26 protein-coding genes and 1 pseudogene are annotated in these 26,404 nt (G+C 60.1%); 22 read left to right on the plus strand and 5 right to left on the minus strand.

Annotation, left to right across the window (positions count from 1 at the left end; genetic code table 11):
• Positions 1 to 46 precede the first annotated feature (46 nt).
• Positions 47 to 2,068 (minus strand): HtaA domain-containing protein, encoded by a 2,022-nt coding sequence (locus tag CHU71_RS03505; protein WP_147760189.1) that lies wholly within the window; start codon positions 2,066 to 2,068, stop codon positions 47 to 49.
• A gap of 220 nt (positions 2,069 to 2,288) precedes the next feature.
• Positions 2,289 to 2,615, minus strand: coding sequence for a helix-turn-helix transcriptional regulator (locus tag CHU71_RS03510; protein ID WP_147760190.1), 327 nt, complete (start codon positions 2,613 to 2,615; stop codon positions 2,289 to 2,291).
• Between the two features lie 101 nt (positions 2,616 to 2,716).
• Here CHU71_RS03510 and arsB point away from each other — a divergent pair, with 101 nt between their 5' ends.
• The 3 genes from arsB to ndk are packed head-to-tail and all read left to right on the plus strand — an operon-like array spanning position 2,717 to position 4,571.
• Complete coding sequence (gene arsB, locus CHU71_RS03515; RefSeq protein ID WP_049160825.1) at positions 2,717 to 3,778, plus strand: ACR3 family arsenite efflux transporter; 1,062 nt, start codon at positions 2,717 to 2,719, stop codon at positions 3,776 to 3,778.
• A 22-nt stretch (positions 3,779 to 3,800) separates the two neighbouring features.
• Entirely contained in the window at positions 3,801 to 4,112 is a 312-nt protein-coding gene (locus CHU71_RS03520) for a hypothetical protein (protein WP_049160756.1), read from the plus strand.
• A gap of 48 nt (positions 4,113 to 4,160) precedes the next feature.
• Positions 4,161 to 4,571, plus strand: coding sequence for a nucleoside-diphosphate kinase (gene ndk / locus CHU71_RS03525; protein WP_034657564.1), 411 nt, complete (start codon positions 4,161 to 4,163; stop codon positions 4,569 to 4,571).
• Between the two features lie 239 nt (positions 4,572 to 4,810).
• Here ndk and CHU71_RS03530 read toward each other — a convergent pair whose 3' ends face one another.
• The gene (locus CHU71_RS03530) at positions 4,811 to 5,641 is read right to left on the minus strand and encodes a hypothetical protein (protein ID WP_147760191.1); all 831 of its coding nucleotides are present in this window, start codon (positions 5,639 to 5,641) and stop codon (positions 4,811 to 4,813) included.
• Between the two features lie 213 nt (positions 5,642 to 5,854).
• On the opposite strand from CHU71_RS03530, the gene CHU71_RS03535 reads away from it, so the two are divergent.
• The 3 genes from CHU71_RS03535 to rpmA all read left to right on the plus strand — a co-directional run bounded on the left by CHU71_RS03535 (position 5,855) and on the right by rpmA (position 10,198).
• A complete protein-coding gene (locus tag CHU71_RS03535) occupies positions 5,855 to 9,343 on the plus strand; it encodes a translation initiation factor IF-2 N-terminal domain-containing protein (RefSeq protein WP_147760192.1) in 3,489 nt (1,162 codons plus the stop codon).
• A gap of 229 nt (positions 9,344 to 9,572) precedes the next feature.
• The gene (gene rplU, locus CHU71_RS03540) at positions 9,573 to 9,878 is read left to right on the plus strand and encodes a 50S ribosomal protein L21 (RefSeq protein ID WP_005531748.1); all 306 of its coding nucleotides are present in this window, start codon (positions 9,573 to 9,575) and stop codon (positions 9,876 to 9,878) included.
• A gap of 41 nt (positions 9,879 to 9,919) precedes the next feature.
• Positions 9,920 to 10,198, plus strand: coding sequence for a 50S ribosomal protein L27 (rpmA, locus tag CHU71_RS03545; RefSeq protein WP_005531747.1), 279 nt, complete (start codon positions 9,920 to 9,922; stop codon positions 10,196 to 10,198).
• A 50-nt stretch (positions 10,199 to 10,248) separates the two neighbouring features.
• On the opposite strand, the pseudogene CHU71_RS03550 reads toward rpmA, so the two are convergent.
• A pseudogene (locus CHU71_RS03550) lies at positions 10,249 to 10,695 on the minus strand (IS30 family transposase); the annotation flags it as partial.
• A 352-nt stretch (positions 10,696 to 11,047) separates the two neighbouring features.
• Here CHU71_RS03550 and CHU71_RS03555 point away from each other — a divergent pair.
• Positions 11,048 to 11,659: a hypothetical protein gene (locus tag CHU71_RS03555; protein ID WP_147760193.1), complete on the plus strand. Its 612-nt coding sequence runs from the start codon at positions 11,048 to 11,050 to the stop codon at positions 11,657 to 11,659.
• A gap of 310 nt (positions 11,660 to 11,969) precedes the next feature.
• On the opposite strand, the gene CHU71_RS03560 is transcribed toward CHU71_RS03555, so the two are convergent.
• Positions 11,970 to 12,137, minus strand: a complete 168-nt coding sequence (locus tag CHU71_RS03560; protein WP_255456400.1) for a hypothetical protein — start codon at positions 12,135 to 12,137, stop codon at positions 11,970 to 11,972.
• A gap of 51 nt (positions 12,138 to 12,188) precedes the next feature.
• Between CHU71_RS03560 and CHU71_RS13165 the strand changes: the two genes are divergently transcribed.
• The 15 genes from CHU71_RS13165 to CHU71_RS03635 all read left to right on the plus strand — a co-directional run bounded on the left by CHU71_RS13165 (position 12,189) and on the right by CHU71_RS03635 (position 26,397).
• Complete coding sequence (locus CHU71_RS13165; protein ID WP_370450485.1) at positions 12,189 to 12,320, plus strand: hypothetical protein; 132 nt, start codon at positions 12,189 to 12,191, stop codon at positions 12,318 to 12,320.
• A 298-nt stretch (positions 12,321 to 12,618) separates the two neighbouring features.
• Positions 12,619 to 14,142 (plus strand): GTPase ObgE, encoded by a 1,524-nt coding sequence (gene obgE / locus CHU71_RS03570; RefSeq protein WP_005528303.1) that lies wholly within the window; start codon positions 12,619 to 12,621, stop codon positions 14,140 to 14,142.
• Positions 14,143 to 14,169: 27 nt separating this feature from the next.
• Positions 14,170 to 15,420 carry a glutamate 5-kinase gene (gene proB, locus CHU71_RS03575; protein WP_005528305.1) on the plus strand — a complete coding sequence of 417 codons (1,251 nt, stop codon included), beginning with the start codon at positions 14,170 to 14,172 and terminating at the stop codon, positions 15,418 to 15,420.
• 34 nt (positions 15,421 to 15,454) lie between these two features.
• A complete protein-coding gene (locus CHU71_RS03580; RefSeq protein ID WP_147760194.1) occupies positions 15,455 to 16,360 on the plus strand; it encodes a D-isomer specific 2-hydroxyacid dehydrogenase family protein in 906 nt (301 codons plus the stop codon).
• A gap of 11 nt (positions 16,361 to 16,371) precedes the next feature.
• Entirely contained in the window at positions 16,372 to 16,878 is a 507-nt protein-coding gene (locus CHU71_RS03585; RefSeq protein ID WP_147760195.1) for a DUF1707 domain-containing protein, read from the plus strand.
• Between the two features lie 246 nt (positions 16,879 to 17,124).
• Positions 17,125 to 18,336, plus strand: coding sequence for an ABC transporter substrate-binding protein (locus tag CHU71_RS03590; protein WP_147760196.1), 1,212 nt, complete (start codon positions 17,125 to 17,127; stop codon positions 18,334 to 18,336).
• 3 nt (positions 18,337 to 18,339) lie between these two features.
• Entirely contained in the window at positions 18,340 to 19,428 is a 1,089-nt protein-coding gene (locus CHU71_RS03595) for an iron ABC transporter permease (protein ID WP_147760197.1), read from the plus strand.
• Positions 19,422 to 20,174 carry an ABC transporter ATP-binding protein gene (locus tag CHU71_RS03600; protein WP_005528314.1) on the plus strand — a complete coding sequence of 251 codons (753 nt, stop codon included), beginning with the start codon at positions 19,422 to 19,424 and terminating at the stop codon, positions 20,172 to 20,174. The genes CHU71_RS03595 and CHU71_RS03600 overlap by 7 nt, the downstream gene beginning before the upstream one ends.
• Positions 20,152 to 21,432 carry a glutamate-5-semialdehyde dehydrogenase gene (locus CHU71_RS03605; RefSeq protein ID WP_147760198.1) on the plus strand — a complete coding sequence of 427 codons (1,281 nt, stop codon included), beginning with the start codon at positions 20,152 to 20,154 and terminating at the stop codon, positions 21,430 to 21,432. Before CHU71_RS03600 ends, CHU71_RS03605 begins: the two co-directional genes overlap by 23 nt.
• Before the next feature lie 76 nt (positions 21,433 to 21,508).
• Positions 21,509 to 22,126, plus strand: coding sequence for a nicotinate-nucleotide adenylyltransferase (nadD, locus tag CHU71_RS03610; RefSeq protein ID WP_005528316.1), 618 nt, complete (start codon positions 21,509 to 21,511; stop codon positions 22,124 to 22,126).
• A gap of 99 nt (positions 22,127 to 22,225) precedes the next feature.
• Positions 22,226 to 22,696, plus strand: coding sequence for a ribosome silencing factor (gene rsfS, locus CHU71_RS03615; protein WP_005528318.1), 471 nt, complete (start codon positions 22,226 to 22,228; stop codon positions 22,694 to 22,696).
• Positions 22,697 to 22,700: 4 nt separating this feature from the next.
• On the plus strand, positions 22,701 to 23,396 hold the full coding sequence (locus tag CHU71_RS03620; RefSeq protein WP_147760199.1) for a histidine phosphatase family protein: 696 nt from the start codon (positions 22,701 to 22,703) through the stop codon (positions 23,394 to 23,396).
• Positions 23,396 to 24,235 carry a DegV family protein gene (locus CHU71_RS03625; protein WP_070420130.1) on the plus strand — a complete coding sequence of 280 codons (840 nt, stop codon included), beginning with the start codon at positions 23,396 to 23,398 and terminating at the stop codon, positions 24,233 to 24,235. The genes CHU71_RS03620 and CHU71_RS03625 overlap by 1 nt, the downstream gene beginning before the upstream one ends.
• An 87-nt stretch (positions 24,236 to 24,322) precedes the next feature.
• A complete protein-coding gene (locus tag CHU71_RS03630; protein ID WP_147760200.1) occupies positions 24,323 to 24,949 on the plus strand; it encodes a ComEA family DNA-binding protein in 627 nt (208 codons plus the stop codon).
• A complete protein-coding gene (locus CHU71_RS03635; RefSeq protein ID WP_147760201.1) occupies positions 24,946 to 26,397 on the plus strand; it encodes a ComEC/Rec2 family competence protein in 1,452 nt (483 codons plus the stop codon). Before CHU71_RS03630 ends, CHU71_RS03635 begins: the two co-directional genes overlap by 4 nt.
• Positions 26,398 to 26,404 lie beyond the last annotated feature (7 nt).

Below are 26,404 nucleotides of genomic sequence, written 5' to 3' on the forward strand. Positions count from 1 at the left end.
GATTCACGCAGGACGTCTTTTGCTTGCATAACCAGGCTTTATCTGGTTAAAGCCCCAGCGTTCGCTGGACCTGGAGAAGGAATGAGTGCAGCGGCTTGATAGCACCGACTGCAACGGCGATTGCCGCAAAGAGGCCTAGCAGTACTGCGAGAGGAGTCCCTGCTGAAGAGGAAGGCGAAGGCTTCTTGGGCTTTTCTGGAGGTGTTGGCTGCGGGGAGCTTTCAGTTGGAGGTACCGGCTGCGGGGAGCTTTCAGTTGGAGGTACCGGCTGCGGGGAGCTTTCAGTTGGAGGTACCGGCTGCGGGGAGCTTTCAGTTGGAGGTACCGGCTGCGGGGCCGGTTCTTTGGCCGCAGTATCCACGCGGCGCAGCACATAATACTCCTCATAATCTCCGCGCGATTCATCGAGGGTGGGGACAAAAATGGCTCCGTCCTTGCGGGCGATGAATGAGCCATTGGCCACGTTGGTTGTTTCGCGGCCGTTTGGAAGGGTGAAGGAAGCAGTGGTCTCAAACGTTCCCGGCTTGAGCCAGTTGAGATCCCCTGTTGCGCCATTTTGTTGAATCGGCGTGCCTTCGGCGTCGAAAGCTAGCGACGCCCAGCCCGGGAGCACTGAGCGCGTGGGCTCGGTTACGGCTACTACATCGCGCTGGGCAGCATCGTAGCGCAGGATCTGTGCCACGGCGGAGGCCCGGTTCGGATTCTTGTCGAAGCGGTAGATGGTGGAGCCATCGCTAACCAATGAGTTCATGTACAAAGTGTTGTCGCCGTGGCGTGAGCCCTTCATAAACTTTGCTCGGTCACCGACCTCAGTAGCGGAGGGCTTGATTGAATAGAGCAGTCCCTTCGCGGATTTGTCCTCGTTGTCGAGCAAGATGTCAACGGCACCGTTGTACAAGAAAGTTCCATCTTCCATGGGCACGAGTTCCGCGTTGTCTTTGGTGCTAATGATATTGCCCCATGCGCCGTCGCCGCCGGAAGCTGGGGTATCGCCAAAGAGCTGCGCGGCGTCGGGAAGCTCTGCTTCGTGGAACGAACCTTTGGTACCGGTGACCAAAGTTGCGCTGGTAAAGGAATTGTTCTTGCCGGTAGCTACTGCGGCTACGGTGTCAGTCTCTGGGTGGTATCCCACGGCGTAGATGGGCTGGGAAGCAGTGAAGACGGTGCGTGGTTCGGACAATGAATCGGCGCTGACGTCCACTGCCTTCAAGTCGTTGCCCTCGCCGTAGTAAAGCACCGAATGCTGGGAATCGAAGGTCACGATGTTGCGGTCGGTCGTGGCTGCGCGGCGGGAAGCGAGCTCTTTAAGCTCCGAGTTGAGGAGCGCAAAACCGTGTCCCTTGGGCATGGAGACGATGATGTTCTGGCCGGCTTCAAAAAGCTGGTGAACGCCATCGTCGTACTTTGCCTTCGAGTCCCATTTCGCGGTAGACAGCGTTGGTCCAGACGTATTGAGCGGAGCGGCCTCACCGGCATAGCTCAAGGAGACTGGGTCGAGGCCTTCGCCGTCAGTGTAGAACTTGCTGAACATGGTGTTTCCCTCGGGGGTTAGCGTCGATGCAATATTCGACCAATCGACGCGGCCGTTGGCTTCTCGCAGCGTTGCCGATTGAGGTTGGAGCTTCGCAATTTTTACCGGCTTTTCAGGGGCGAAGGTAGTGCCGGAGAGGTATTGGCGTGAGCTGACCGTCGCTTCGAGATACGACTCTTCCGGAGCGAGCACGACCTTGGGATCCTCGAAGTGGAGATCGAGGTCGCAGTGGCCTTCGAGCGGGTTCGATGCGTTTTTGCAGTACTTTCGGTAGACCACCGTGCCGTTGAATTGCGCTTCGGTTCGCTTCGCTGCCTTATCGACAGTGAGGTCGGTTAGTTCGAATTCGAAAGCGTTGCCTTTGCGCGTGGCGCCATCTTTGACCAAGGTGGCACCGCCGGTGTAGTTGTTGAAGCTGGCGCGGATTCCCCAGGTCAGGTGGCCGTCCGTGGCGGGGATAGCCAGAGCAGGTGGCGCAAGCGGAATAAGAGAAGCTGTCACTAATGCGGCGAGAAATGTGCCACGGCGAGAAGTCATTGATCCTCCTTGGGAGAGAACGAAGATGAAAATTTAAAGTGTCAGTGGGAAGAGCCGAAAATGGATCTCACTGGCGTGAATAAATTAAGCACACCTAACGTAGGTAAAGCTAACCTTAGTGTGCGGTGGGGGTGGCGCAAAGGGGTACCTTTACGGAAAATGCATAAGTTCCATTTGGTGGAGGGGCTGTGGGTGCCGCTGTTTGTGCCGGTTGGAGCGACTAACCTAGGTCGAGCACTGCCCGCAGCTCTGCAAAGGCTGCGGCCACAACTGTATGAGTGACGGCACGGCCAGCGCGTTCTTTCGTGAGCAGTCCGGCCTCGGTGAGTTTCTTTAGGTGATGGGATACGGTGGGCTGGCTGAGCCCGCTAGATTTGGTGAGGTCATTGACACTGACTGGTCCGCAGCCTTCCGTCGCCAGCTGGGAAAGTAGGCTTAGGCGGGCGGGGTCGCCCAATATTTTGAATAGCTGGGCGTACTTCTGCGCTTCTTCGGCAGTTAGCGGATTCGCGCCCAGTGCGCAGCATTCTTGGTTGGGGGAGGGCATGCACCCATTATATATTGACGACTGTCGATAGAACGGCTTATGTTCATATCGATAGGAATCGATATGAAAGGTAAGCTGTGACCACTCAAGCCGCGGAGAAAATGTCCGTGAAACTGTCAATTCTTGACCGCTTCCTGCCGTTGTGGATCTTGCTCGCGATGGGGTTCGGTCTTCTGTTAGGCAATGCCGCGCCGGGGCTTTCCGACGCCCTCGATAGCGTCAAGGTAGGCAGCATCTCCATTCCCATCGCGCTTGGCCTCCTCGTCATGATGTACCCGCCGCTGGCCAAGGTTCGCTATGACAAGGCTGCTGAAATCGCGGCCGACAAGCGCTTGATGACGGTCTCGCTCATTCTCAACTGGCTGGTGGGCCCGCTGGTGATGTTCACCCTGGCGTGGCTGTTCCTGCCTAACGACGCCGAGCTGCGCACCGGCCTCGTCATCGTCGGCCTTGCCCGCTGTATCGCCATGGTCTTGGTGTGGACTGATCTGTCCTGTGCCGACCGCGAAGCCACCGCAGTGCTGGTGGCCATCAACTCCGTGTTCCAGGTTTTCATGTTTGGTGTCATGGGCTGGTTTTATCTCCACATTCTTCCTTCCTGGCTGGGCCTTGAAACCACCTCCGCCGAGTTCAGCTTTTGGGCGATTGTGACCTCAGTTCTGTTATTTCTCGGTATCCCCCTGCTGGCAGGCGTGCTAAGCCGCATCCTGGGGGAGAAGTTCAAGGGGCGTCAGTGGTACAACGACGTCTTCATCCCACGCATCTCGCCGCTGGCTCTCATCGGCTTGCTCTACACCATCGTCCTGCTCTTTGCCCTGCAAGGAAAGCAGATCTCCTCTGAACCATGGTCCGTGGTGAAGGTGGCAATTCCACTCTTCCTCTACTTCGTGGTGATGTTTAGCGTGGCGTTGGTGACGGCCAAGCTAAGCGGCATGAACTACGCGCAGGCGGCTGCCGTGTCCTTCACTGCCGCCGGCAACAACTTCGAGCTGGCCATCGCCGTCTGCATTGGCACTTTTGGCGCGGCTTCCGGCCAAGCCCTCGCTGGTACGGTGGGTCCTTTGGTAGAGGTCCCCGTCCTCGTGGCCTTGGTCTACGTGATGCTGTGGATTGGTCCCAAGTTCTTTGCTGGCGACGCCACGCTCCCGCAGCACCGCGGCTAGTCTCGCCGTAAACTGAGCAACCATGCGCTATCTCTACTTCGCATTGGCGGCCTTGGGCTGCATCGCTGCCCTCATCTTGCGTGCCATGACCGGCCAGCCGTGGGCGCCCCTCGTGGCCCTCGTTGCTGCAGCCGTGTTCCTCGTTCTGGGGCTTATGCAATCGGCTAAGCCAGCCGCTGCGGTCTCTGTGGAAGACCTTGACGAATCCCAGCGTGAGAAGCTTCGCCGCCTGCTTGACAACGGTCAGTTTGGCACGGCGGTCAAGCAAGTTCAGCTGTGGTTTAAAGGGGTGGGATACGAGCACGCCGAGGAAATCGTGCGACAGCTCACTTAAACCCCCTAGCGCAAGACGATGCGCCATTGCTCTAGTACTATGTCACCCATGACTGAACGTACACTCATTCTCATCAAGCCGGACGGCGTTAAGAACGGCCACATCGGCGAGATCATTGCCCGCATCGAGCGCAAGGGCCTCAAGCTGGTTGCTATGGATCTGCGCGTTGCAGACGAGGCTACCGCTAAGAAGCACTACGCAGAGCACGAGGACAAGCCATTCTTCGGCGAGCTCGTTGACTTCATCACCTCCGCACCGCTGGTTGCCGGCGTTGTCGAGGGCGAGCGCGCTATCGAGGCGTGGCGTCAGCTGGCCGGCGGCACCGACCCAGTTTCCAAGGCCACCCCGGGGACCATCCGCGGTGACTTCGCTCTGACCGTTGGCGAGAACGTCGTCCACGGTTCCGACTCCCCAGAGTCCGCAGAGCGCGAGATCTCCATCTGGTTCCCGAACCTGTAAAGCATCTAGCTTTTAGCCCGCACTCGCTTGGCGAGTGCGGGCTTTCCTCGTGCTTGGCGCCCCTTCTCCTTCGCTTTCTTTTTCGCTGGTGCCGTATTTGCACCGCGTTGGCGCAATTTGCCAAATATGCCGCCAAAACCACCCCATTTCAGCGCACTATTTGGCAAAATGCGCGGCCCAAGCCTTAGCGGCCCCAGTAGCCGCAGACTCCGCAGTCGCCAACCAGCTCCTAGCCTCAGCTAACGCCTCCGCGCCTCATACATGCTCCGCACACCCAACTCGGTCAGCGTGACATCCCACGTGCGAGTGTTATCGGAATGGCGCACACCGCGCAGCTTCACCACGCCGACCTTTTCCAGCTCGCGTAGGCGCTCTTCCAATGCTGGCGTGACACCCAACAGTTTGCTAAGGCGTGCCGCGGTCACCATGTTTCCCTCCACCGCACCTGCGGCCACAAGACACGAAATGATGTCTGCATGCTTTGTCACCGCATCGAGCGTGGTGACAGTGATTCCCTCAAGAGACGTGGACTCCAAAGTCGTGCGGATCCTCCTGCGCCCCACGCGGTAGGGGCCATTCATACTTGCCCACGCGCCTAGGGAGAAGGCCGGGACCAAGTAGATTGCCTTCACGACGCTCAAAAGGATAGGGGAGACGGTCACATCTGGGAGGAGCCCAAGGTCGTCCATACCCCACAGGACGGGTGGCAGTGCAATGGGAATAAACGGCCCGATGTACGCAAGCGAAGAGTAGTCGCCCGACTTGAATTCTTCGGGCGCGGCCTGAATGAGCTTCGGCTTTTTGCGAACAACGTTGATACCCGCGGCAACCGTCAAGACGATGCAAATACCTACCAACAGGTACTGGCCGGGGTAATGCGGAAGATCGGAACTTGAGAGCGCAAAGGCCAGCGACAAGGGAACGCTCGTGATGAACAAATCTTTGATTGATGGTTCATTAAGCGCCCGTGCCTGCGCCACTGTGTGCGGTGTGTCCACAGGTTTGGCAACTTCCGCAGTGGCGTCCGCGCCTTCCTCGGGCCCCTCAGTGTGCTCATCGATTTCCGCCATGGGCAACAGGATAGATCACAAGAGCGTTCGGCAAAGCACAGACGAGAGCAAAGTTGTGCCAGAATGGACGGAAGAAAACTAAATAACGCACCATACATTCCGGCTCCCTCGTGCGGCGGCGGTAACGAGTAGACGTTTGAAACAACAGTTACAGAAATCTTGTTGCCTGCGCCCGGGGAAGAGGCCGCTGATTTGTCAGGAGAACGTCACCGCATGGCGACTAAAAAGACTGAAACCAAGAAGAACGAAAACGCAAAAACTACAACTGAAAACCCGCTTTCCGCGGCGGCAGCATTTGCCCAAAAAGTAGACCGGGCCAGCTTCGCCGCGAAGACCCGCCTCCACGCCGTGGCCAAACAAATCGGTTTGAGCTCCAAAGAGCTCGCTGCCGAGTACGCAGAGCTCGGAGTTAAGAAGGCCGCTCAGTCCTCGCTGACCCCAGAAGAGATTGGCCAAGTCTTCGACGCCATCATTGCCAAGGCCGCTCTGGCCAAGGACACTGACGCTGCTGCAGAAGCACCAGCCAAGAAGTCAAGCAAGAAGTCTGCCAAGAAGACCACGAAGCGCGCGGTTAAGAAGGCCACCAAGAAGGCCGCACAGGAGCCAGAAGCGCCGCTTGACGACGCCGTCGATTCCTCCACACCACAGGAACCACAGGAACCACAGGAACAGACGGTAGACCCCACTGCTGACGAGAAGCTGCGCAACCGCGTTCGCAAGAATGTCGAGAACGAGATTTCCCAGATTGAGGAGAAAGTCGAGGCAGAGCTTGTCGACGCCGCCGAAGAGCAGCGTGAGGACTATCAGAACCGTGAGACACACCAGGGCCGTGAGGTTCAGCAGGACACGGGCACTGTCGACGTCGAGAAGCTGCATGAAGCCCTCGTAGAGGCCGGTGATGACTTCGACGAGGACGACTACGCCCCAGTCATCACCCCGATGCCGGACGACGAGCCGGAAGTCTACGATTTCGCGCCCATCTTCATGGCGCCGAAGCTTGAGAAGCCAGCGCCGCGTGCGCAGCGCGAAGACAGTCGCGACGACCGCGAGGACCGTGAAGGCGACGACTCTCACAAGGAAGAATCCCGCGGTGGCGGACGCCGTCGTGGCAGCCGTGGCACCTCCCGCGGTCGCGGCGGCAGTGATTCACGCCAAGACGCTCGCACCAACACCGATGAGCCAGAGCTCATCGAAGAGCCAAAGGCAATCAAGGGCTCTACCCGCATTGAGGCGCAGCGTCGCCGTCGCGCAGAGCTGCGCGAGAAGGGCCGCGTGCGTCAGCACATCGTCTCCCAGGCAGAGTTCCTCGCACGTCGCGAGTCTGTTGAGCGCACCATGGTCGTCCGCGACAAGGAGCGCACCGACGGCGCCGGCATCATCACCCAGGTTGGCGTCCTCGAGGATGACCTCCTCGTCGAGCACTTCGTCACCACCGAGGCGCAAGCTTCGCTCATTGGCAACATCTACCTGGGCCGCGTACAAAACGTCCTGCCTTCCATGGAGGCTGCCTTCATCGACATCGGACAGGGACGCAACGGCGTCCTCTACGCCGGTGAGGTGGACTGGCGTGCCGCGGGCCTTGGCGGACGCGGACGCAAGATCGAAAACGCACTCAAGTCCGGTGACCAAGTCCTGGTTCAGGTGGCTAAGGATCCAATCGGCCACAAGGGCGCACGTCTGACCACCCAGATTTCCCTGGCAGGCCGTTACCTGGTCTACGTTCCAGGTGGCCGCAGCGCAGGTATCTCCCGCAAGCTGCCTGTCCCTGAGCGCAAGCGCCTCAAGGGCATCCTCGAGCGCGTTATCCCGGGTGACGGCGGCGCCATCATCCGTACCGCTGCGGAGAACGTGTCAGAGGAAGCAATCGCAACTGACGTGAACCGTCTCCACGACCTGTGGGAGGACATCACCAAGCGCGCCGATCATGAGAAGTCCACCAAAGGCGCCAAGCCGGTCACCCTTTACGAAGAGCCGGACCTGCTGGTCAAGGTCGTCCGTGACCTCTTCAACGAGGACTTCACCAAGCTCATCGTTGACGGTCGTCGTTCCTACAACACTGTCAGCGCTTACGTTGATTCCATGGCCCACGACTTGGCCGACCGCGTGGAGAAGTACGACGCCCGCGAGCACGGTGGCGAGGACGCCTTCGTGACCTACCGTATCGACGAGCAGCTGCACAAGGCGCTCAGCCGTAAGGTGTGGCTGCCGTCTGGCGGCACGCTTGTCATCGACCGCACGGAGGCGATGGCCGTCATCGACGTCAACACCGGCAAGTTCACCGGTTCCGGCGGCAACCTCGAAGAGACTGTCACCCGCAACAACCTGGAGGCAGCCGAGGAGATTGTGCGCCAGATGCGCCTGCGTGACTTGGGCGGCATGATCGTCGTCGACTTCATCGACATGGTCCTGCCTGAAAACCAGGAGCTGGTCCTGCGCCGCCTCAAGGAGGCTCTTGGCCGTGACCGCACGCGCCACCAGGTCTCGGAGGTCACCTCCTTGGGCCTGGTGCAGATGACCCGTAAGCGCCTGGGCACTGGCCTCGTCGAGACCTTTTCCACTGAGTGCGAGGCGTGCCACGGACGCGGAATCATCATCCACGAGTACCCAGTGGATGAAGAGCAGGAAAATGACGCCCACGAACACAAGGGTCGTCGTCCGCGTCGCGAGCGCCGCAAGCCAGAACACGATCCGCAGCAGCACCCAGCTGCCGTGGCCATGCACCGCCACGAGGAAGCCGAGGACGCCCGCGCGGCAGCTTCCAACGACGCTGAGTCTCATGAGGAACAGAAGACCTCCATCGAGGATCTCGTCGCCGGCATTATTGTCAACGATGACAAAGACGAAAAGCGCGAGCACAACGATTCTCAGGAGAACAACCGTAAGCAGCGCCGCGGCCGCCGCTCGCGCCGTTCTAACCGCCAAGAGGGCCACGCGTACAAGGAGCAGCAGGACTCCGCGGATGACATCGCCAGCATCGGTTATGCAGCTGCCGATAATGCAGCTGAGCTTGACGACGTCGCCGAGTTCAATTCCTACGTCGCCGACGAGGAACCTCAGGTAGAAGCGCAGGTTGAAAATCAAGAAAAGGAGCAGCGCGAAGACGCGGGCGCAAAGCGCTCTCGCGGCCGTGGCCGCCGTCGCAGCGCCCGTACCAACGCGTCCCAGAAGTCTGAGCCGCAGAAGTCCAAGCCGCGGAAGTCTGAGCAGACCTACGAGGAAGCCGTAGCTGAGTTCGAGGCCTCCCCGCGTCGTAAGCGTCGCACCCGTGGCAACTCGCGTTCGGATCACCGCCCGCAGCCGCAGGACTTTCTATCGCCGGCTGAGCACCACTCCGAGGAAGCGAAGCCGGAGCAGAGGGCAGAGGATAAACCAAAGGCGGCAGCTAGGCGTGCGCGTGGTCGCCGCAGGGCAGTTCGCCACACCACAGTTAAGGCTCCACAGGCTGCAGTTGAGCAGGTGAAAACAGAGGAAACGCCGGCAGAGGAAACCAAGGTAATCCGCCGTGGTCGCAAGCGTGCTGTGCGTAAGGTCGTCGCTCGGAAGGCACCCCAGAATGGGGCAGGGGAGACGTCGGAAAGCGCAGCTCAGCCCAAGGAAAAGGCAAAGGTCGCCAAGAAAGCAGACAAGAAGCCAGAGGCGGCCGAAACCCCGAAGGCGGGCACACGCGGGCGACGCCGCGTAGCACGGCGCAGCGCAAAGTAGGTCAACGCCACGCGGGGCAGAAAATACGCGGTTTGTATTTTCTGCCCGTGGCGGGGTAGTCTTTGACAGTCGCTGTTTAGACCACGAATGCGCCTCGGCGGGTCGGGTCGCGGATTTCACGCGGGCTCCTGCAGGTGAGCGCCAGGTATAAACGCAATAAGTAATTGTCCATTCAGAAGTGGCTCACCCTGCTGCTTCTGAGCCGAGTTTAGATAAGGGGTAACCCTCTATGTACGCGATCGTCAAGACCGGCGGAAAGCAGTACAAGGTTGCTGAAGGTGACCTCGTCAAGGTCGAGAAGATCGAGGGTGAGCCGGGTGCGTCCGTAGCTCTCACCCCGGTTCTGCTCGTCGATGGCGCCACCGTTAAGGCAAAGGCTGCTGACCTCGAGAAGGTCTCCGTCTCCGCTGAGATCGTCGAGCAGGGCAAGGGCCCGAAGATCGACATCTTGAAGTACAAGAACAAGACTGGTTACAAGAAGCGTCAGGGCCACCGTCAGCCGCTGACCGTTCTGAAGATCACCGGTATCAAGTAAGCCTTAACCGGCTATTACATCCCTGAAGGAGGGAAAACCACATGGCACACAAGAAGGGTGCTTCCAGCTCCAGCAACGGTCGCGATTCCGAGTCCAAGCGTCTCGGTGTCAAGCGCTTCGGTGGTCAGCAGGTTAAGGCCGGCGAGATCATCGTGCGTCAGCGCGGCACCAAGTTCCACCCAGGTGAGAACGTTGGTCGCGGTGGCGACGATACCCTGTTCGCACTCGAGGCAGGCGCTGTTGAGTTCGCTATCAAGCGCAACCGCCGCATCGTGAACATCGTTCCGGCTGAGCAGGCTGCAGTTGAGGCTTCTGCCTAATTAAATAACGCCAAGAAGGTCTGATTCCGATTGAGGTGTCAGGCCTTCTTTTCGTTTTCTTGATCCCAGGTGATCGAAGACCGTATCGGCTGATCTAGGCTTTGGACGGTGTCTTTAAGCGAGTCTAGGGCCGACTGGGCATCATGACGCCCAGGTAAATGACCTAGGACGCTAAACCGTGTTGTGCGTTCTAGCAGTGTGAGAACGGCTGACTTGTTTTCTTTGCCCAAAATGAGATCCCCTTCCCAGTGGTCAGGTACAGCCCGGTCATTAGCTTCTGCTGGGCGCTGGTCAATGGAACAGAACTCATCAACAAAGCGTCTGCGGGGTGACTGTTCGCGCACGCTAGTGCGCGTACGGCGTTTAGTACGCCCACTGGGCAGTGAGAGTCCTAGGTCTTTAAGTCGGTCTTTTGGCTCAAGATAGAAAGCTTCATAGATTGTTTCGGCACTCACGCGCATGTCCTTATCATCAGGAAAGCCAAGCCGGATTCGGCCTTAGTCCGCAAAAACGCCTTTCCAACACAGCATAACCCCAGGCCACAGCGTTAGGGGCCAGCAAACACGGGATTTGTTGTGAAAGTCGGGTGCTCACGCCGAGCCCAGCCGTCCTGGCTGCGGCTCGGTCTTTTTATGCCCCGGGTTGCTTGAAACCCCTGGCATAAATCCACCTACGGGTGAAAAGTCATGGTCTGTGAGCGAGATGTTTGCTCCTGGGGTATCAGGGATAAAAATCGCGTTATCTTTCGCCGTTTCGCGTTTTGACAGCGGCCGGCAATTATCAATAAAATACGGCCAGCACTGTTGTCTCGCGGCAGTCTCATCCTTTTACTCTTCCAAGGAGATTCCTATGTTCAAGCGTTCACTCGCGTCCTTCGCTGCCGTCGCCGTCGCCTCTGGTGCGGTTGTTGCGCCGGCGAATGCCATGACAGTCACGGTCAATGATGATACGACCTGCACCATTGAGCTCACTGATGAAGAAGCTAAATTGACAGGCTCGAAACCGTCGGCAAACCTCAACAAGGAAGAAGCTGCTCATCTTAAAGCGACCCTCCTAGACAAACAGCTGCCTGCCCTTGGCGCGGAAATAGAGAAGGATAAACAGGAACTGGATAAGCCCGGACTTGGCGAGGAGAAGAAGGCGGCCTTGAAGAGCGCGCTGGAGGAGAAACAGAAGAGGTTCACCGCCAACAATAACTTCAAGAAGGCGCTGGAGGCGTGCATCGACGGGAAGAGCTACGACTCGAATCAGTCCGATGACTCCAAGCAGCCTGATGGCTCGAATAAGCCTGATGACTCGGGTAAGCCTGGTGGCTCGGATAAGCCTGGTGACGGACACGCTTCGTCTTCGATCGACGGAGCAGGAATCGGCGTCATAGTCGCGGTTCTCGGCATCCTGGCCGCCGCGCTGTCGTTCATTAAGCCGCTGCTCCCGGCTCAGCTGCGGGCTCTCCTGCCGTAAGTAGGTACCCACTCCGGGCTCAGTAGCCACCCCCCCGCCGCGGTCTCAAAAGAGATTGTGCGCGGGGTTTCGTGCTTTCCTGGTAAGCATAGGGCATGCTCGTGGCGATCTTAAGGCCTGTTTTCCCATTACATGGGACATAAATGCATCTCGCAAGTCGGTAGAGGTCTAACAAAGTGAGATAATCGGGCGACATTTCTTCTTATGAGGGCGCGCCGTACGGCGCTGCGCCGGCAAGTAACACTCGCCATAGAAAGACTGATGACTTTTACCTGACTTCTACGATTTGGTTGAGTCCGCGAGTTTCGGCTTAGTCTTCAAGGATTGTGGTGATGAGGTTCGTGGTTTCTTCGTTGATGTTGGGCGGGATGTCGTAGTGGTGTGTGCCGGTATCAATGGTGGTGTGGCGCAGCCTTTTAAGCCGCTCCACTAGTTTCGGCGCGGTCACACCACTTGTGAGGTATATGTGCTTTGACATGGCTAAAGCCGCCATCACAACCGTCAAGTGGGCACGGATAGCGTCTTGGGTATGGTGGAAGATTGGTCGCGCCTGCAGATCGGTTTTCGCCATCCGGAAGGCGTTTTCGATGTGGTAGAGCTCGTGATAAAAGCTAATGACTGCTCGACCGGACAACTGTTCTTGGGACAGCTGGTGACGTAGCCTTTCCAGCCGGTTAGCGACAAGGCCTTGTCGTAGGCTTTCTCGTTGACAGTAAGCTTCGCCCCAGCCTTGGACACGAACCGTGGAAGTCGAGTTGGTTTGGTGGCGTTGACGGCGGCTTTGGCTTTTTCTTTTTGCTTACAGGGTGAATACGCGTCGTACTTGTAGCGTTCGGGGCTAAACCCCACACACAAACCATCAGACACTCTCTCGCAGGCGGGCCCGTGCTGGTGGTAGTATGAGCAGCTCAGATTAAGAAAAACTGCTACTTATTTTTAAGGGCGAGGAAACCAACTTCATGGCACGTTTTATTGACCGCGTCGTACTTCACCTGCAGGCCGGCGACGGAGGCCACGGCTGCTCTTCGGTGCACCGTGAAAAGTTTAAACCGCTGGGCGGTCCAGACGGCGGCAATGGCGGCCACGGAGGAGACATCCTGCTGGAGGTTTCCACGCAGGTTCACACCCTGATGGACTTCCACTATCGTCCACACCTAAAGTCCGGCCGCGGTAACAACGGTGCTGGTGACTGGCGCAATGGCGCCCGCGGCGAGGATCTCATCCTCGAGGTCCCGGCCGGCACCGTGGTCTACTCCGAGGACGGCGAGATGCTGGCGGACCTTACGGTTCCTGGCACCCGTTTTGTAGCCGCGGAAGGCGGCTTTGGCGGCCTTGGCAACGCAGCCCTAGCCTCTGCTGCCCGCAAGGCGCCAGGCTTTGCGCTTCAAGGCGAGCCGGGCGAGGCCCGCGATCTGGTGTTGGAGCTTAAATCCATGGCAGATGTCGGCCTCGTCGGTTTCCCATCGGCCGGCAAGTCTTCCCTAATTTCCGTGCTTTCTGCGGCCAAGCCAAAGATTGGTGATTATCCGTTTACCACTCTGCAGCCGAACCTCGGCGTGGTGGACATGGGCTTTGAGTCCTTCACCATGGCCGATGTTCCAGGTCTTATCCCCGGCGCTGCTGACGGCAAAGGCCTCGGATTGGACTTCCTGCGCCACATCGAGCGCACCGCGGTGCTCGCACACGTCGTTGACGTTGCCACCTTGGAGCCGGGCCGCGACCCGCTTTCCGATATTGAGGCGCTCGAGGAGGAGCTCGCAAAGTACCAAGAACTGCTGGACCAAGACACTGGCTTGGGTGATCTGCGGCAGCGTCCACGCATCATTATCTTGAACAAGGCGGATATTCGGGAGGCGGAGGAACTAGCAGAGTTCGTCAAGCCAGAGCTGGAGGAGAAGTACGGCTGGCCCGTCTTCATCATTTCTGCGGTGGCACGCAAGGGCCTCGATCCGCTCAAGTACAAGCTGCTTGAAATGGTCAAGGAGCACCGCCGCACACAGCCGAAGGTCAAGGCGGATAAGAACCACACGATCATCCGCCCACGTGGCGAGCGTAAGTCTGGCTCCCACGCTGACTTCACCGTGCGCCCTGATCCCGAGCTTGCCGGTGCCTTCGTGGTGGAGGGTGACAAGATCGAGCGCTGGATTGTGCAAACCGACTTCGAAAATGATGAAGCCATCGGCTACCTTGCTGACCGCTTGGCCAAGGCTGGTGTGGAAGATGAGCTGTTTAAGCAGGGCGCTGTTGAGGGTTGCCCGGTGACCATCGGTGGCATCACCTTCGAGTGGGAGCCGATGACTGGCGGCCGTGCCACGGATGCCGGCCGCGGCTTCGACGGTCGCCTCGGCGGCACCGAGCGTGTTTCCGCCGCTGAGCGTAAGCGCGCTTCGCAGGCTCGCCGTGGTCTCATCGACGAGTATGACTTTGGCGATGACGAGAAGGTCACCCGTGAGCAGGCGAACCGCGATCGTTGGCAGGGCTAGGACCAAAGGTCTGTATGCTGGGATGGCATGACCTCTGACACATCAGATCGCCGTTCCATCCCTACTCTCAACGAGTCCTTTCCGGAGTATCCGCTGCCGCTAGAGCCCTCGCAGGGCAAGATTGCGCAGCCAGATTTCCCGGAATTAGGCGAACCCGCTGCATATCAATCCGAGCTGCGCAGCGAGCTAGCTCGGGCCAAGCGCATCGTGGTCAAGATTGGCTCCTCGTCTCTGACTAAGGACGATTTCACTACCTCTACCGAGAAGATCGACCGCATCGTCGACGCCATCTGTGCGCGCATGCAGGTCTCTGATGTCATTCTGGTTTCCTCGGGCGCGGTTGCCGCTGGCATTCGCCCGCTGGGGCTCAAGCGTCGCCCGCAGGATCTTGCTACCAAGCAGGCGGCTGCCGCGGTGGGGCAGGTGCACTTGGCTTATGAGTGGGGCGTGTCCTTCGCCCGCTATGGCCGCTCCATCGGGCAGGTACTTTTGACCGCCTCCGATACTGGGCAGCGTGATCGCGCGCGCAACGCGCAGCGCACCATCGACCGCCTACGCCAGCTCGGCATCGTGCCCATCGTTAATGAGAACGACACCGTCGCTACCTCGGAGATGCACTTCGGTGATAACGATCGCCTCTCTGCATTGGTGGCGAACTTGGTCGGTGCCGACGCACTGTTCCTCCTGTCTGACGTGGATGGCTTGTACGACAAGAACCCCTCTGAGCCCGGGGCCAAGTTCATCGAGGAGGTTCGCACGGGCAAGGACTTGAAGGGCGTCGTCGCTGGTGATGGCGGCCGCGTGGGCACCGGCGGCATGGCCACCAAGGTCGCCGCAGCGCGCATCGCCACGCGCGGAGGCATCCCTGTTCTGCTGACTGCGGCTGACAACATCGGGCGCGCGCTTGCCGACGCCTCCGTGGGCACCGTGTTCCACACCCGCCCCGAGCGCCATCTTTCGGCCTGGAAGTTCTGGGCTCTCTACTGTGCCGATACCGGCGGTGCTGTGCGCCTTGACGAGGGCGCGGTAGAGGCCGTGACCAGGGGAGGAAACTCCCTACTGGCAGTTGGCGTCACCGAGGTCATCGGCGAGTTTAACGCCGGGGAAATCATCGACATCCTGGGACCCAAGGGCGAGAACATCGGCCGTGGCGAGGTGGGCTTTGACTCGAAGATTTTGCGCTCGGTCATCGGCCGCCACACCGAGGAGCTGCCCGAGGAGCTGCGCCGCCCGGTCGTGCACGCCGACTACCTTTCTAATTACGCCTCTCGAATCTAGACGCTAGAAGCGAGAGAAACCCTAGGAGAAGACCATGAAATACGCCATGTTGCCGGAACAATGGGAAGAATCCATCGAGACCTTGCGGGGAGCTGGCCATGAGCTCGCGGAGCTTTCCGATGCCGACTTCCTCATCTACAACGGCGACGGCTCGGACTTCCCGTTGCCACTGCCGGAGAACATCAAGTTCGTGCAGATTCCGTCTGCAGGCGTAGACCATCTGCTCGACGTCATGAAGGAGACCGACGTTATCTGGTCCAACGCCGCTGGTATATTCGATAACACCGTGGCGGAATCCACCATCGCGCTGCTGCTCGCGCAGCTGCATGCCCATCGCTATGTCAACGACACCTTCTCCAACTACGAAGAGGTGCAGGATCACAAGTCCTACCTGCACGAGGACAAGACTGTGGCGATCATCGGCGCCGGCGGCATCGGCAAGCGGCTCATCACGATGCTCTCTGGCTTTGGCCCGCGCATCATTGCCGTAAACCGGTCCGGCAACGAGGTCCCAGGCGCGGATGAGATCTATCCCATCTCCGAGGTGGACAAGGTCTGGCCTGAGGCCGACTACTTTGTGCTCATCGCGCCGCTTACCCCGCAGACCCACCACATGGTCAACAAAGACGTGTTTGCCCAGATGCCGAATCACGCGGTGGTGGTCAACGTGGGCCGTGGCCCACTCATCAGTACCAAGGATCTTTTAGCAGCGCTGGACTCTGGCGAGATTGCCGGCGCAGCGCTCGACGTCACTGAGCCGGAGCCGCTCCCGGATGATCACCCGCTGTGGAAGGACCCGCGGGTGGTCATTACACCGCACATTGCTAATACCCGTAACTCGGTGCGCCGCCACTTGGGAGCACACACCGCAAAGGTGGCCGCGGCCTTTGAGGCCGGCGAGGAAATTCCTACCCGTGTGGATCCGAACGCTGGATATTAAAGTCTAAAAGCATGGACAAAGACATTCGTGTAGGAGACGCCGAACGCCACAATGCCCTAGACCTCCTTAGCACCCACTTCGCTAACGGTCTCATCGACATCAACGAGTTCGAAGACCGCACAGGAAAGGCGGCTGTTGCGCGTACCCGCGGCGAGATCGCTTCCCTCTTTGAGGACCTTCCTGACAATCCAATTGCAGAGGTCGCCCCGTTCAAGGAATCGGAAGCGCAGGCCGAGCTCGACCGGCTCCAGCGCCGCGGAGGGTTAGTCCACCGCATCGATGCCGTCATTTGGTCAGCGACGATGATCCTCTTCTTCCTGGGTCTTTTCGTCTTAGACTTGAACTATTTCTTTTTTGTCTTCCCGATTGCAGGTATCGCCTCGTGGGGCGTCAGGGAGGCGGTCAAGCTCTCCGACGACGACGAAAAGCTTTATGAGGAATTGAAAAAGAAGGATGACAAAGACCGGGCCGAGCGCCTACGTCTGGCAGCCGAGCGCCGCAAGGAGCTGGGGCAGTAGTCCGCGGGGTCCGCGGGGGGAGTGGCTGCGCGCTTGGGCTATAGCCGCGCGTGACATACAGCGCGGATAACCATGCTGCTGGGGATGAGTTTCTTCAAGAGGATTCTATTCAGCTTTAAAGTGACCTAAATAAAACTCGGGGGGACCATTTTCCGGGCCTATGTGAGTGTTGTAACCTTACCCTCGTTCAATTTAGCCAAGCCTTAGTTAACCTGGTTAGTGTTCGTGAGCAAAGGATTCTCTTTCATGACCCATTCAAACTTGCCCAAGTACTCCGTCCGCATTGCGGCAGCCACCCTGGCCATGCTCGCATCCGTGACTGCGTTGAGCGCGTGCAGCAGCAACGAAGACACCTCCGCGTCCACCGGCTCTACCGGCGCCGCGGGGGACGCTGCTCTAACCATCACTGACGTCGCTGGCCGCGAGGTCACCTTCGACAAGCAGCCAGAGCGCATCGTCCTGGGCGAGGGCCGCGGTGTGTTTGCCACCTCGATCCTCAACCGCGAGGATCCGCTCGAGCACGTCGTTGCACTCGGCAAGGACTTGCATGAGGCTGCACCCAGCTTCGAGTCCAAGTTCGCCGAAACCAATGCGGCGTACAAGGATCTGCCGACTATCGGCAACATCGCCAAGGGCGACGTAACCGTCGAAAACCTGCTCGCGCAAAAGCCGGACGTCGTGGTCATGACCCTCGACCACAAGAAGGGGGCGGAAAAGACTGGCTTCCTGGACAAGATGGACCAGGCCGGCCTGAAGTACGTCTTCACCGACTTCCGTCAGAAGCCACTGGAGAACACCCCGAAGTCCATGGAGGTCTTCGGCCAACTCCTCGGCCGCGAGGACAAGGCCGCAGAGTTCAACAAGTTCTATACCGGCAAGGTAGATGACATCAAGTCCCGCGCGGAAAAGGCAGGCAACAAGCCGCGCACTCTGGTCTGGCGTGCCGCGGGCCTGAAGGATTGCTGCTCCACGGTCAAGGACTCTAACCTAGGTGACCTGGTTAATGCCGCTGGCGGCGAGAACCTGGGCGATAGCCTGCTGGACACCGAGTCTGGAGACCTTACCGCAGAAAAGGTGCTCGCTGAGCAGCCAGAGCACATCATCGCCACCGGCGGCGCATGGGCCAAGGACCCGGAAAAGCCGGAGGTCCTGCCGCACGTGGAGATGGGTTACGCGGCCAAGGAAGAAAAGGCACAGGAGACCCTCGAAGGTCTGCTGAAGACCCCGGGCTTCGACCAGCTTGAAGCGCCGAAGGCAGGCAACTTCCACGCTGTCTACCACCAGTTCTACGATTCGCCTTTCAACGTCTTCGCCCTGGAGCAGTTTGCCGTGTGGATGCACCCAGAAACCTTCAAGGACTTAGACCCAGAAAAAGACTTCGCTGACTTCCACGACAAGTGGCTGCCCATCGACTACAGCGGCGTTTTCTTCACCACCAAAGACGCACACAAGCACTAGAAAATGGCACTTTTGACCTCTTCTGATCGTTCGCAGACTGACCAGAAAACCGAAACCAACCAGGTAGTCGCCGAGTACCGTAGCAATAACTTCCGCAAGGCACTCACCATCGGTGGACTGGTGCTGGCTGCCTTCGTGGCCTTCGTCATCGCCACGGTGGTCGGCCCGATTCACCTTTCCCCGATGGAGATGCTGCGTGGCATCTTCTCACCTGGCCAGGTGGATGAGACCACCCGGACGGTGCTGTGGAACCTGCGCCTGCCGGCGTCGGTTATGGCCGTGCTCATCGGCGCCGCACTGGCGCTATCCGGCGGGCATATGCAGACCATTCTGGATAATCCGCTGGCGGAGCCTTTCACCTTGGGTATTTCGGCAGCAGCCGCTTTCGGTGGCGCGGCCTCCATCGTGCTGGGCTGGACCGTGCTGGGAAATCCGCAGTTCAATCTCGCGGCCGTCGCTTGGCTGTCGTCTCTCATTGCCGTGGCCATCGTCGCCGGTGCTGCCGTGTGGCGCGGTGCCAGCGCGGAGTCGATGATTCTGCTCGGCATCGCCCTGGTCTTCCTCTTCCAGGCGCTCCTTTCGCTGATGCAGTACAGCGCCTCGACTGAGGCCCTGCAGCAGATCGTCTTTTGGACCATGGGCTCCCTGCAGCGTGCGAATTGGGTGTCTAACCTGATCATCGCGGCCACATTGTTGGTTGCTATTCCTTTCACCATGCTCAACGCGTGGAAGCTCACGGCGCTGCGCTTGGGCGACGAGCGCGCGGCAGCGCTGGGTATCAACGTGCAGCGGCTGCGCGTTACCACCCTCATCGTGGCATCCTTGCTGGCCGCTAGCGCCGTGGCCTTCGCCGGAATCATCGGCTTCATTGGCTTGGTTGGCCCACACGTGGCCCGCTTATTGGTGGGCGAGGATCAGCGTTTCTTCGCTCCGGCCTCCATGGCAGCGGGCGCGATGCTGCTGGCGGGGGCCCACGCGGTATCCATCACCATCATCCCCGGCGTTGCCGTGCCCATCGGCATCATCACCGCGCTCGTTGGTGTTCCATTCTTCGTGCTGCTCATCTTCACCAAGAGGAGGATCAAGTGCTGAAAGTAGAACAAGCATGCGTGAACTTTGGTAAACGGGAGGTTCTAAAGGGCGTTGACCTCCCAGAACCAGGCCCCGGCACCATCGTCGGCCTTATCGGTCCGAATGCCGCGGGCAAGTCCACCTTGGTCAAAACCATCGCTGGCATCCAAAAACTAACTTCGGGTACGTGCGATACCGGTGATGCCACCGTGGGCTACGTGCCGCAGGACCTTTTGACCAGCGCTTCCCTGACCGCCTTTGAATCGGTGGTCATCTCCGCTAAGCGCGGTTCGGCCAACGTCTTGGAATCGGCGGTGCAGGCACTCGAAAAGCTCGGCATCGTGCATCTCGCGCACCGCTACGTCCACCAGCTCTCGGGCGGCCAGCGCCAGCTCGTTGCCGTGGCGCAGATGCTGGCCCGCGAGCCGGAACTGATGCTGTTGGATGAGCCGACCTCCGCGCTCGACCTGCGCCACCAGGTGCATCTGCTGGATACCTTGCGCAAGGAGGTCTCCCGCGGGGCAGTGGCGTTGGTGGCTATCCATGATCTCAACCTGGCCGCGCGCTATTGCGATGAGCTCGTGGTTCTCCACGGCGGCCGCGTGCATGCCCATGGAACGCCTGCAGAGGTGCTGAACACCGAGCTGTTGGGTGAGGTCTATGGCATCCGCGCTCGAGTCATCGATGACGAAGGCGTGCCCATGGTCTGTCCTGTCGAGGCTAACTTCAGTAAGCTTGAGCCTCATGAGCCAACTCACTCGCGATGAAGAACGAGACCAAGTACTAAAACTGGCACGTCAGGCGAAGAAAGTTGCGCCGCGGTTCGCGCAGCTTTCTACCCCGCGCAAGAATGAGATTCTTCTGCGCGCCGCTGAAAACCTGGTGGCCCGCACCCCTGAGATCCTCGAGGCCAATGAGCGCGACGTCGCCGCTGGCCGCGCGGCCGGGATGAATGATTCTTTAATCGACAGGCTCTCGCTTGACACCACGCGCGTCGAAGGTATCGCCGGCGGCCTGCGCCAGGTCGCCGCCCTGCAGGACCCAGTAGGGGAGGTACTGCGGGGCCACACCATGGACAACGGCATCCAGATGAAGCAGGTGCGCGTGCCGCTCGGCGTCATGGGCATGGTCTACGAGGCCCGCCCGAACGTCACGGTGGATGCCTTTGGCCTTGCGCTCAAGTCTGGCAACGTGCCGCTGCTGCGCGGATCTAAGTCCGCACGCAACTCCAACGAGCAGCTCGTGGAGATCCTCCAGGACACCCTGGCGCACTTCGACCTTCCGCGCGAGGGCGTGCAACTCCTGCCGTGCGAGAGCCACGATTCGGTGCAGGATCTCATCACGGCGCGCGGGCTTGTCGACGTCGTGATTCCCCGTGGTTCTGCTCGCCTCATCAATGCGGTGGTGGAGGGCGCTACCGTCCCTGCCATTGAGACCGGCACCGGCAATTGCCACTTCTACATCGATGCCAGCGCTGACCTCGACAAGGCCATCGCCATGGTTATCAACGGCAAGACCCGCCGCCCTTCGGTTTGTAACTCCACCGAGTGCGTGCTGCTCGACGCCGCGCTTGCCGACGCCGCGAAACTCCGCGTCATCACCTCCCTTCAGGAAGCGGGCGTGGTTATCCATGGTGACGTTGCTGAGCTCGAGCAATTCGGCGTGGCCAATGCCGTGGAAGCAACCGACGAGGAATGGCGCGAGGAGTTCTTAAGCAACGATATCTGCGCCAAGGTCGTGGAAGGTGTCGATGGCGCCATCGCGCACATCGCCGAGTACACCACCGGCCACACCGAGGGTATCGCCGCCCAGGACGCCGATGTTCTGCTTAAGTTCGCCAATGAGGTCGATGCTGCCGCCGTCATGCTCAATGCCTCCACCGCCTTTACCGACGGCGAGGTTTATGGCATGGGCGCGGAGATCGGTATCTCCACCCAGAAGCTGCATGCTCGCGGTCCGATGGCGTTGCCGGAGCTGACCTCCACAAAGTGGATTCTGCAGGGAAGCGGTCAAACTCGACCTTAAAATATGTCTCTATCTCTTTTTCACCCAGGCGCCCACGCCCGCGGATGGGCAGAAGGTGCACGTATAATCTCCACTCATGACTAGTCCACAGCGCATTGGAATCATGGGCGGCACCTTCGACCCCATCCACAATGGCCACCTCGTGGCCGCCAGTGAGGTGGCCTACCGCTTCCAGCTGGACCAAGTAGTCTTCGTGCCCACCGGCCAGCCGTGGCAGAAGGCGGGGCGCGACGTCACCGCAGCCGAGCATCGCTACCTGATGACCATGGTGGCAACCGCCTCGAATCCGCGCTTTACCGTCTCCCGCGTCGACATCGACCGCAAGGGCCCCACCTACACCATCGATACCCTGCGTGACCTGCGCGAGCTTTTCCCTGATGCCGAGCTCTATTTCATCACCGGCGCCGATTCCCTGGCCTCGATCATGAGCTGGCGCGATTGGGAGGTCATGCTAGAGATGGCCAACTTCGTCGGCGTCACCCGCCCCGGCTACGAACTCAGCAAGGATATGCTGCCGCTGGAATCCCAAACCGGGATCGAACTCATCGAAATTCCCGCCATGGCCATTTCTTCCACCGATTGCCGCGAGCGCGCCAGGGAAGGCGAGCCGGTGTGGTACCTCGTGCCGGATGGGGTTGTGCAATACATCGCTAAGAACAATCTTTATGGCCCTAATCCTGATAAGCCTTTATAGAATTTGGGAAAAAAGAATTCACGGAAATAGCCAAACGCACCTCTCACGTGCGAAACTGGCAGAACTAAAAAGTTTTCGAAGATATTTGAAGGAAAGCACATGTCCGTTACTGATGTAGCCCGCAAGATGGCTGAAACCGCGGCGCACGCTGCTGACGAGAAGCTGGCCACGAACATCGTGGCCATCGACGTCTCTGACGTGCTTGCTATCACCGAGATCTTCGTGCTGGCATCCGCCGAGACCGAGCGCCAGGTGGCCTCCATCGTGGAGGAAATCGAGGACGAGCTGACCAAGCTTGGCCATGAGCCAAAGCGCCGCGAAGGCAACCGCGAAAACCGCTGGGTACTGCTGGATTACGGTCACATCGTCATCCACGTCCAGCGCAACGACCAGCGCGAGTTCTACGGCCTGGACCGCCTGTACCACGACTGCCCGATCATCGAGATCGACGGCATCGAGACCCCAGAGCGCCCAGGCGAGTGGTCCAACGAGGTAAACCTGCGCGAAGTCGAGTCCATTGACGAGATCCCGCTGGCTCAGCCGGAGCCGGAAGAGGACGAGGAGTACTAAAACCTTGGTTCGCCGTCTTATTCTGATCCGTCACGGTCAGACCACCTATAACGCCACCGGCCGCATGCAGGGCCACCTGGACACCAAGCTGTCCGCGGTGGGTTATGAGCAGGCCAAGGGCGCGGCGGCGATGCTCAGAGACAAAAACATCTCGGCCATCGTGTGCTCGGATCTCATCCGTGCCCGCGAGACCGCGCGCGTCATCGGCGAGGAGCTCGGGCTTGAGCCTTCCATCGACGCCCGCCTGCGCGAGACCAACCTGGGCGACTGGCAGGGGATGAGTTCCGTCGAGGTCGATGAGGAGTTCCCTGGCGCACGCGCCATCTGGCGCCACGATCCCACCTGGGCGCCGCCGCAGGGCGAGTCGAGGGTGGACGTCGCCAAGCGTGCCCGCCCCGTCATCGACGAGCTCATGCGCACCCATGACTGGAGCCCGGGCCCCGTGCTCGTGGTAGGACATGGAGGCGCGATTTCCGCGTTGACCTGCAACCTTCTGGGCCTCGAGCACAATCAATACGGCATCCTTTCAGGACTCAAAAACACCCACTGGTCCCAGCTGACAGCCCGCCCGGACTTCAACCCGGACAATCCCACTGTCTCCCTGGAGTTCACCCCGGACAACGTCGATGGCGCCAAGTGGTACTTCGACGCCTGGAACATGGGCGCGCACGTGGTCGGCGGAGCGGGGGCGGACGTCTAGTGTCCGTTCGCATTGTCACTGACTCTGCTGCTGGTCTGTCCCAAGAAATCGTGGAGCAACTCCAGATCCAGGTTCTTGATCTGCACGTCATGGATACCGAGGGCGAGCAATCTACCTCGGGCCTGACCTCCTTAGAGCTGGCTGCCGCCTATGGTCGGCAGATGGAACGCGCCAACGACGCCGGCGTGGTGGCCATTCACCTGTCCAAGGAACTGTCCTCCACGTGGTCGGCCGCGGTCACCGCGTCCGGCGTGTTCCCGGATACCGTCAAAGTGATCGACTCTGGCTCCGCCGGCATGGTCATGGGCGCGGCGGCAATGGCTGCTGCCAAGCTTGCCCAGGAAGGTGCCTCGCTGGAGGAATGCCACGCCGCGGCCGTTGACACCGTCAAGCGCGGCAAAACCTGGGTCTACCTCAACTCCACGGAGGACTTGCGCCGCTCGGGTCGCCTTTCTGCCACCACCGCCATGTTGTCCACAGCACTCCTGGCTACCAAGCCGATCATGTCCATCGTGGGTGGCAAGCTGGAGTTGGTGGGCAAGACGCGTACGCAGACCAAGGCCTTCACCAAGCTCGTGGACCTCATTGCCTCCCGCGCGGACGGCGACCCGGTATTTGTGGCTTTGCAGCACAACGACGCCGAAGAACCTGCTGAGCGTCTGCTTGAGCTGCTCGAAATGGCTTTGCCGGAGGGCTCGTCCTTCATGCTGGAAGAGCTGACGGACGTCCTCGCGGTCCACGCTGGCCCTGGCGCCATCGGCGTCTCCGTGGTCTTTAGCAAGGAGACCCCAGACAAGCCGCATTCCTTCTTCGCGCCACGAAAGCCTGCGGAGAAGTAACCTATTTGTTGACGCGCTCAACAAGTTATCCACAACTTTGAGAATTGACCCTCGACTTTCGGGCGCCGCCTTCGTAGCGTCGAGGGCATGCCCCACATCAGCGACCGCCTTCGCGAGCTCTCCCGTCCCACAGGGGAGGAGGATCTCCTCACCGTCAGCTATCCACGCCCGCGCATTTCCGTGCCGCCGTGGATTGCGTGCACCATCGCTGTCCTGGTGGCCGCGGGAATCTTGGTGTGGCTGGGGATTTCCTCGCGCGCGGAGCCCTATGCCGCGATCAGCCCCACCTCCTCGACTCCTGCGCCAAGCTCCCTCGTGGTCTCCGTGGTGGGGGAGGTGGACAATCCTGGCCTGGTCACGGTGGCACCTGATGCGCGCATTGCCGACGCCCTCGACCACGCCCGGCCCAAGCCCGGCATCGATCTCCTCAACCTCAACTTGGCCAAACGGCTGACCGACGGCGAGCAAATAGTCGTCGGCATGCCTGCGCCCGTGCCAGGATCCGCTGGCGAACCTGGCCAAGGTCCGCTGAGCCTCAACACCGCCACGAAAGAACAGCTCATGGACTTAAAAGGCGTCGGCGAGGTGACCGCGGAGGCCATCATCGCGCACCGCGAGGAAATCGGTGGCTTCAGCTCAGTGGAGCAGCTTATGGACATCAGCGGCATCGGCCCGGCCAAGTTCGAGGGCCTCAAGGACCAGGTCCAGCCATGAAGCAGCTGCGCCTGTTGCCGGCCGCATGTGCGGTGTGGGCGGCCACGCTGCTGGCCTTGCACGGCAACTGGTGCATTGTGGTGCCAGTCCTCGCCCTCGTATTGTGGCGGTGGCAACGGGGCCAGGCAATCTTGTGCGCTGCTTTGAGTGCGCTTGCGATTGTGGTCACCAAGGTGCGGCTGGCGCGCGCAGTGCCGCTTGGCGACGTCCTCACCGGCACCGTCATCTCCGATCCCTCCGAGACCCGCGGCGGCTGGTTGCTGCGTTTGCGCGTGCCGGGCTACCCCTTCCAGGTTCCGGTATTCGCGGATGAGCCTGCTCCCAGTGGGGCAGAGGTCACCGTCTCCCATGGGCGGCTGACGAGCTTGACGCCGCCGGACTCGTTGGCCGCGCACGTGGCGGAGAACTTCCGCGAGCTCGTGGTCACCACAGTGGGCCCTTCCTCGCAGGGACTGCTGCCCGGCATGGTGTTGGGCGATACCACCCTGCAGGATGCCGCGGAGAAGCAGCTCTACATTGATACCGGCTTGTCTCACCTAAGCGCGGTCTCCGGCTCCAACGTGGCGATTGTCTGTAGTGCTGCGGCCCTGTTGGTGAAGGGCCCACGGCTGCGTGTAGCGGCGTCGTTAGCCGCGCTCGTGGTGTTTGTGCTCCTCGTCGGGTTTGAGCCCTCCGTCCAACGTGCCGCCGTGATGGGCCTGGTGGGGTTGCTCGCGGTGCTCAACTCTTCCCGGATGGAGCCGATGCATGGCCTGAGCCTGGCGATAATCGTGCTGCTTTTCATCGACAGCGAGCTGTGTTCTAGCTTTGGCTTTGCACTCTCCGTGGCCGCGACTGCGGGAATCGTGGTGGTCTCGCCCTTGCTCTACCGGCACCTTGCGGTGATCGGCTGGCCCGACATCTTTATCCGTGCCCTTGCCGTAGCCATCGCCGCGGACCTAGTGACAATGCCGATTGTGGCGTTGATGGCGGGGGAAGTCTCCGTGGTCTCGGTACTGGCCAACGTCCTAGTCGCCCCCGCCACGGCGCCGGTGACCATCCTCGGACTCATAGCCGCCATCTTCGCCCAGCTAGGGCCGCTCTCCGTCTTGGGCGCGGGCCTGCTCGCCGTGGCGGAACCCTTTACTTGGTGGATCAACACTATCGCTCACGGCTGCACCGGGCTTCCTCTCAACACCGTGGCCGCCAGCCCGTTCCTCGTGCTGCTGGCCTATGGCTGGGTGGTGGCCGGCATTATTTATCGCCGCCCACTGCTGACCCTTTTGTGCGTGATTGCGGTCCTCGTCCCGCGGCACCTGGAGACACCGCAGAAACCTGTGCACGTGGTTGCCACGGAGGAGGATGTTTATCCGATCCCGCCGGGCACCTGCTCCATCGTGGTTACCGAAGACTCCCCGCCGGACTATCCCACCCGCACTCCTGAAGGCATCCCGGTGTTCTACCGCTAGAATTGCA

Origin of the sequence: Corynebacterium sp. LK14 (genome assembly GCF_008042215.1) — a bacterium.
Lineage (GTDB): Bacteria > Actinomycetota > Actinomycetes > Mycobacteriales > Mycobacteriaceae > Corynebacterium > Corynebacterium striatum.

Excerpts from the sequence above, each read along its gene's own strand:
- CHU71_RS03505 (WP_147760189.1), bottom strand. The coding sequence starts at position 2,068 with ATGACTTCTCGCCGTGGCACATTTCTCGCCGCATTAGTGACAGCTTCT.
- CHU71_RS03510 (WP_147760190.1), bottom strand. The coding sequence starts at position 2,615 with ATGCCCTCCCCCAACCAAGAATGCTGCGCACTGGGCGCGAATCCGCTA.
- arsB (WP_049160825.1), top strand. The coding sequence starts at position 2,717 with ATGTCCGTGAAACTGTCAATTCTTGACCGCTTCCTGCCGTTGTGGATC.
- CHU71_RS03520 (WP_049160756.1), top strand. The coding sequence starts at position 3,801 with ATGCGCTATCTCTACTTCGCATTGGCGGCCTTGGGCTGCATCGCTGCC.
- ndk (WP_034657564.1), top strand. The coding sequence starts at position 4,161 with ATGACTGAACGTACACTCATTCTCATCAAGCCGGACGGCGTTAAGAAC.
- CHU71_RS03530 (WP_147760191.1), bottom strand. The coding sequence starts at position 5,641 with ATGGCGGAAATCGATGAGCACACTGAGGGGCCCGAGGAAGGCGCGGAC.
- CHU71_RS03535 (WP_147760192.1), top strand. The coding sequence starts at position 5,855 with ATGGCGACTAAAAAGACTGAAACCAAGAAGAACGAAAACGCAAAAACT.
- rplU (WP_005531748.1), top strand. The coding sequence starts at position 9,573 with ATGTACGCGATCGTCAAGACCGGCGGAAAGCAGTACAAGGTTGCTGAA.
- rpmA (WP_005531747.1), top strand. The coding sequence starts at position 9,920 with ATGGCACACAAGAAGGGTGCTTCCAGCTCCAGCAACGGTCGCGATTCC.
- CHU71_RS03555 (WP_147760193.1), top strand. The coding sequence starts at position 11,048 with ATGTTCAAGCGTTCACTCGCGTCCTTCGCTGCCGTCGCCGTCGCCTCT.
- CHU71_RS03560 (WP_255456400.1), bottom strand. The coding sequence starts at position 12,137 with ATGTCAAAGCACATATACCTCACAAGTGGTGTGACCGCGCCGAAACTA.
- CHU71_RS13165 (WP_370450485.1), top strand. The coding sequence starts at position 12,189 with ATGGTGGAAGATTGGTCGCGCCTGCAGATCGGTTTTCGCCATCCGGAA.
- obgE (WP_005528303.1), top strand. The coding sequence starts at position 12,619 with ATGGCACGTTTTATTGACCGCGTCGTACTTCACCTGCAGGCCGGCGAC.
- proB (WP_005528305.1), top strand. The coding sequence starts at position 14,170 with ATGACCTCTGACACATCAGATCGCCGTTCCATCCCTACTCTCAACGAG.
- CHU71_RS03580 (WP_147760194.1), top strand. The coding sequence starts at position 15,455 with ATGAAATACGCCATGTTGCCGGAACAATGGGAAGAATCCATCGAGACC.
- CHU71_RS03585 (WP_147760195.1), top strand. The coding sequence starts at position 16,372 with ATGGACAAAGACATTCGTGTAGGAGACGCCGAACGCCACAATGCCCTA.
- CHU71_RS03590 (WP_147760196.1), top strand. The coding sequence starts at position 17,125 with ATGACCCATTCAAACTTGCCCAAGTACTCCGTCCGCATTGCGGCAGCC.
- CHU71_RS03595 (WP_147760197.1), top strand. The coding sequence starts at position 18,340 with ATGGCACTTTTGACCTCTTCTGATCGTTCGCAGACTGACCAGAAAACC.
- CHU71_RS03605 (WP_147760198.1), top strand. The coding sequence starts at position 20,152 with ATGAGCCAACTCACTCGCGATGAAGAACGAGACCAAGTACTAAAACTG.
- nadD (WP_005528316.1), top strand. The coding sequence starts at position 21,509 with ATGACTAGTCCACAGCGCATTGGAATCATGGGCGGCACCTTCGACCCC.
- rsfS (WP_005528318.1), top strand. The coding sequence starts at position 22,226 with ATGTCCGTTACTGATGTAGCCCGCAAGATGGCTGAAACCGCGGCGCAC.
- CHU71_RS03630 (WP_147760200.1), top strand. The coding sequence starts at position 24,323 with ATGCCCCACATCAGCGACCGCCTTCGCGAGCTCTCCCGTCCCACAGGG.
- CHU71_RS03635 (WP_147760201.1), top strand. The coding sequence starts at position 24,946 with ATGAAGCAGCTGCGCCTGTTGCCGGCCGCATGTGCGGTGTGGGCGGCC.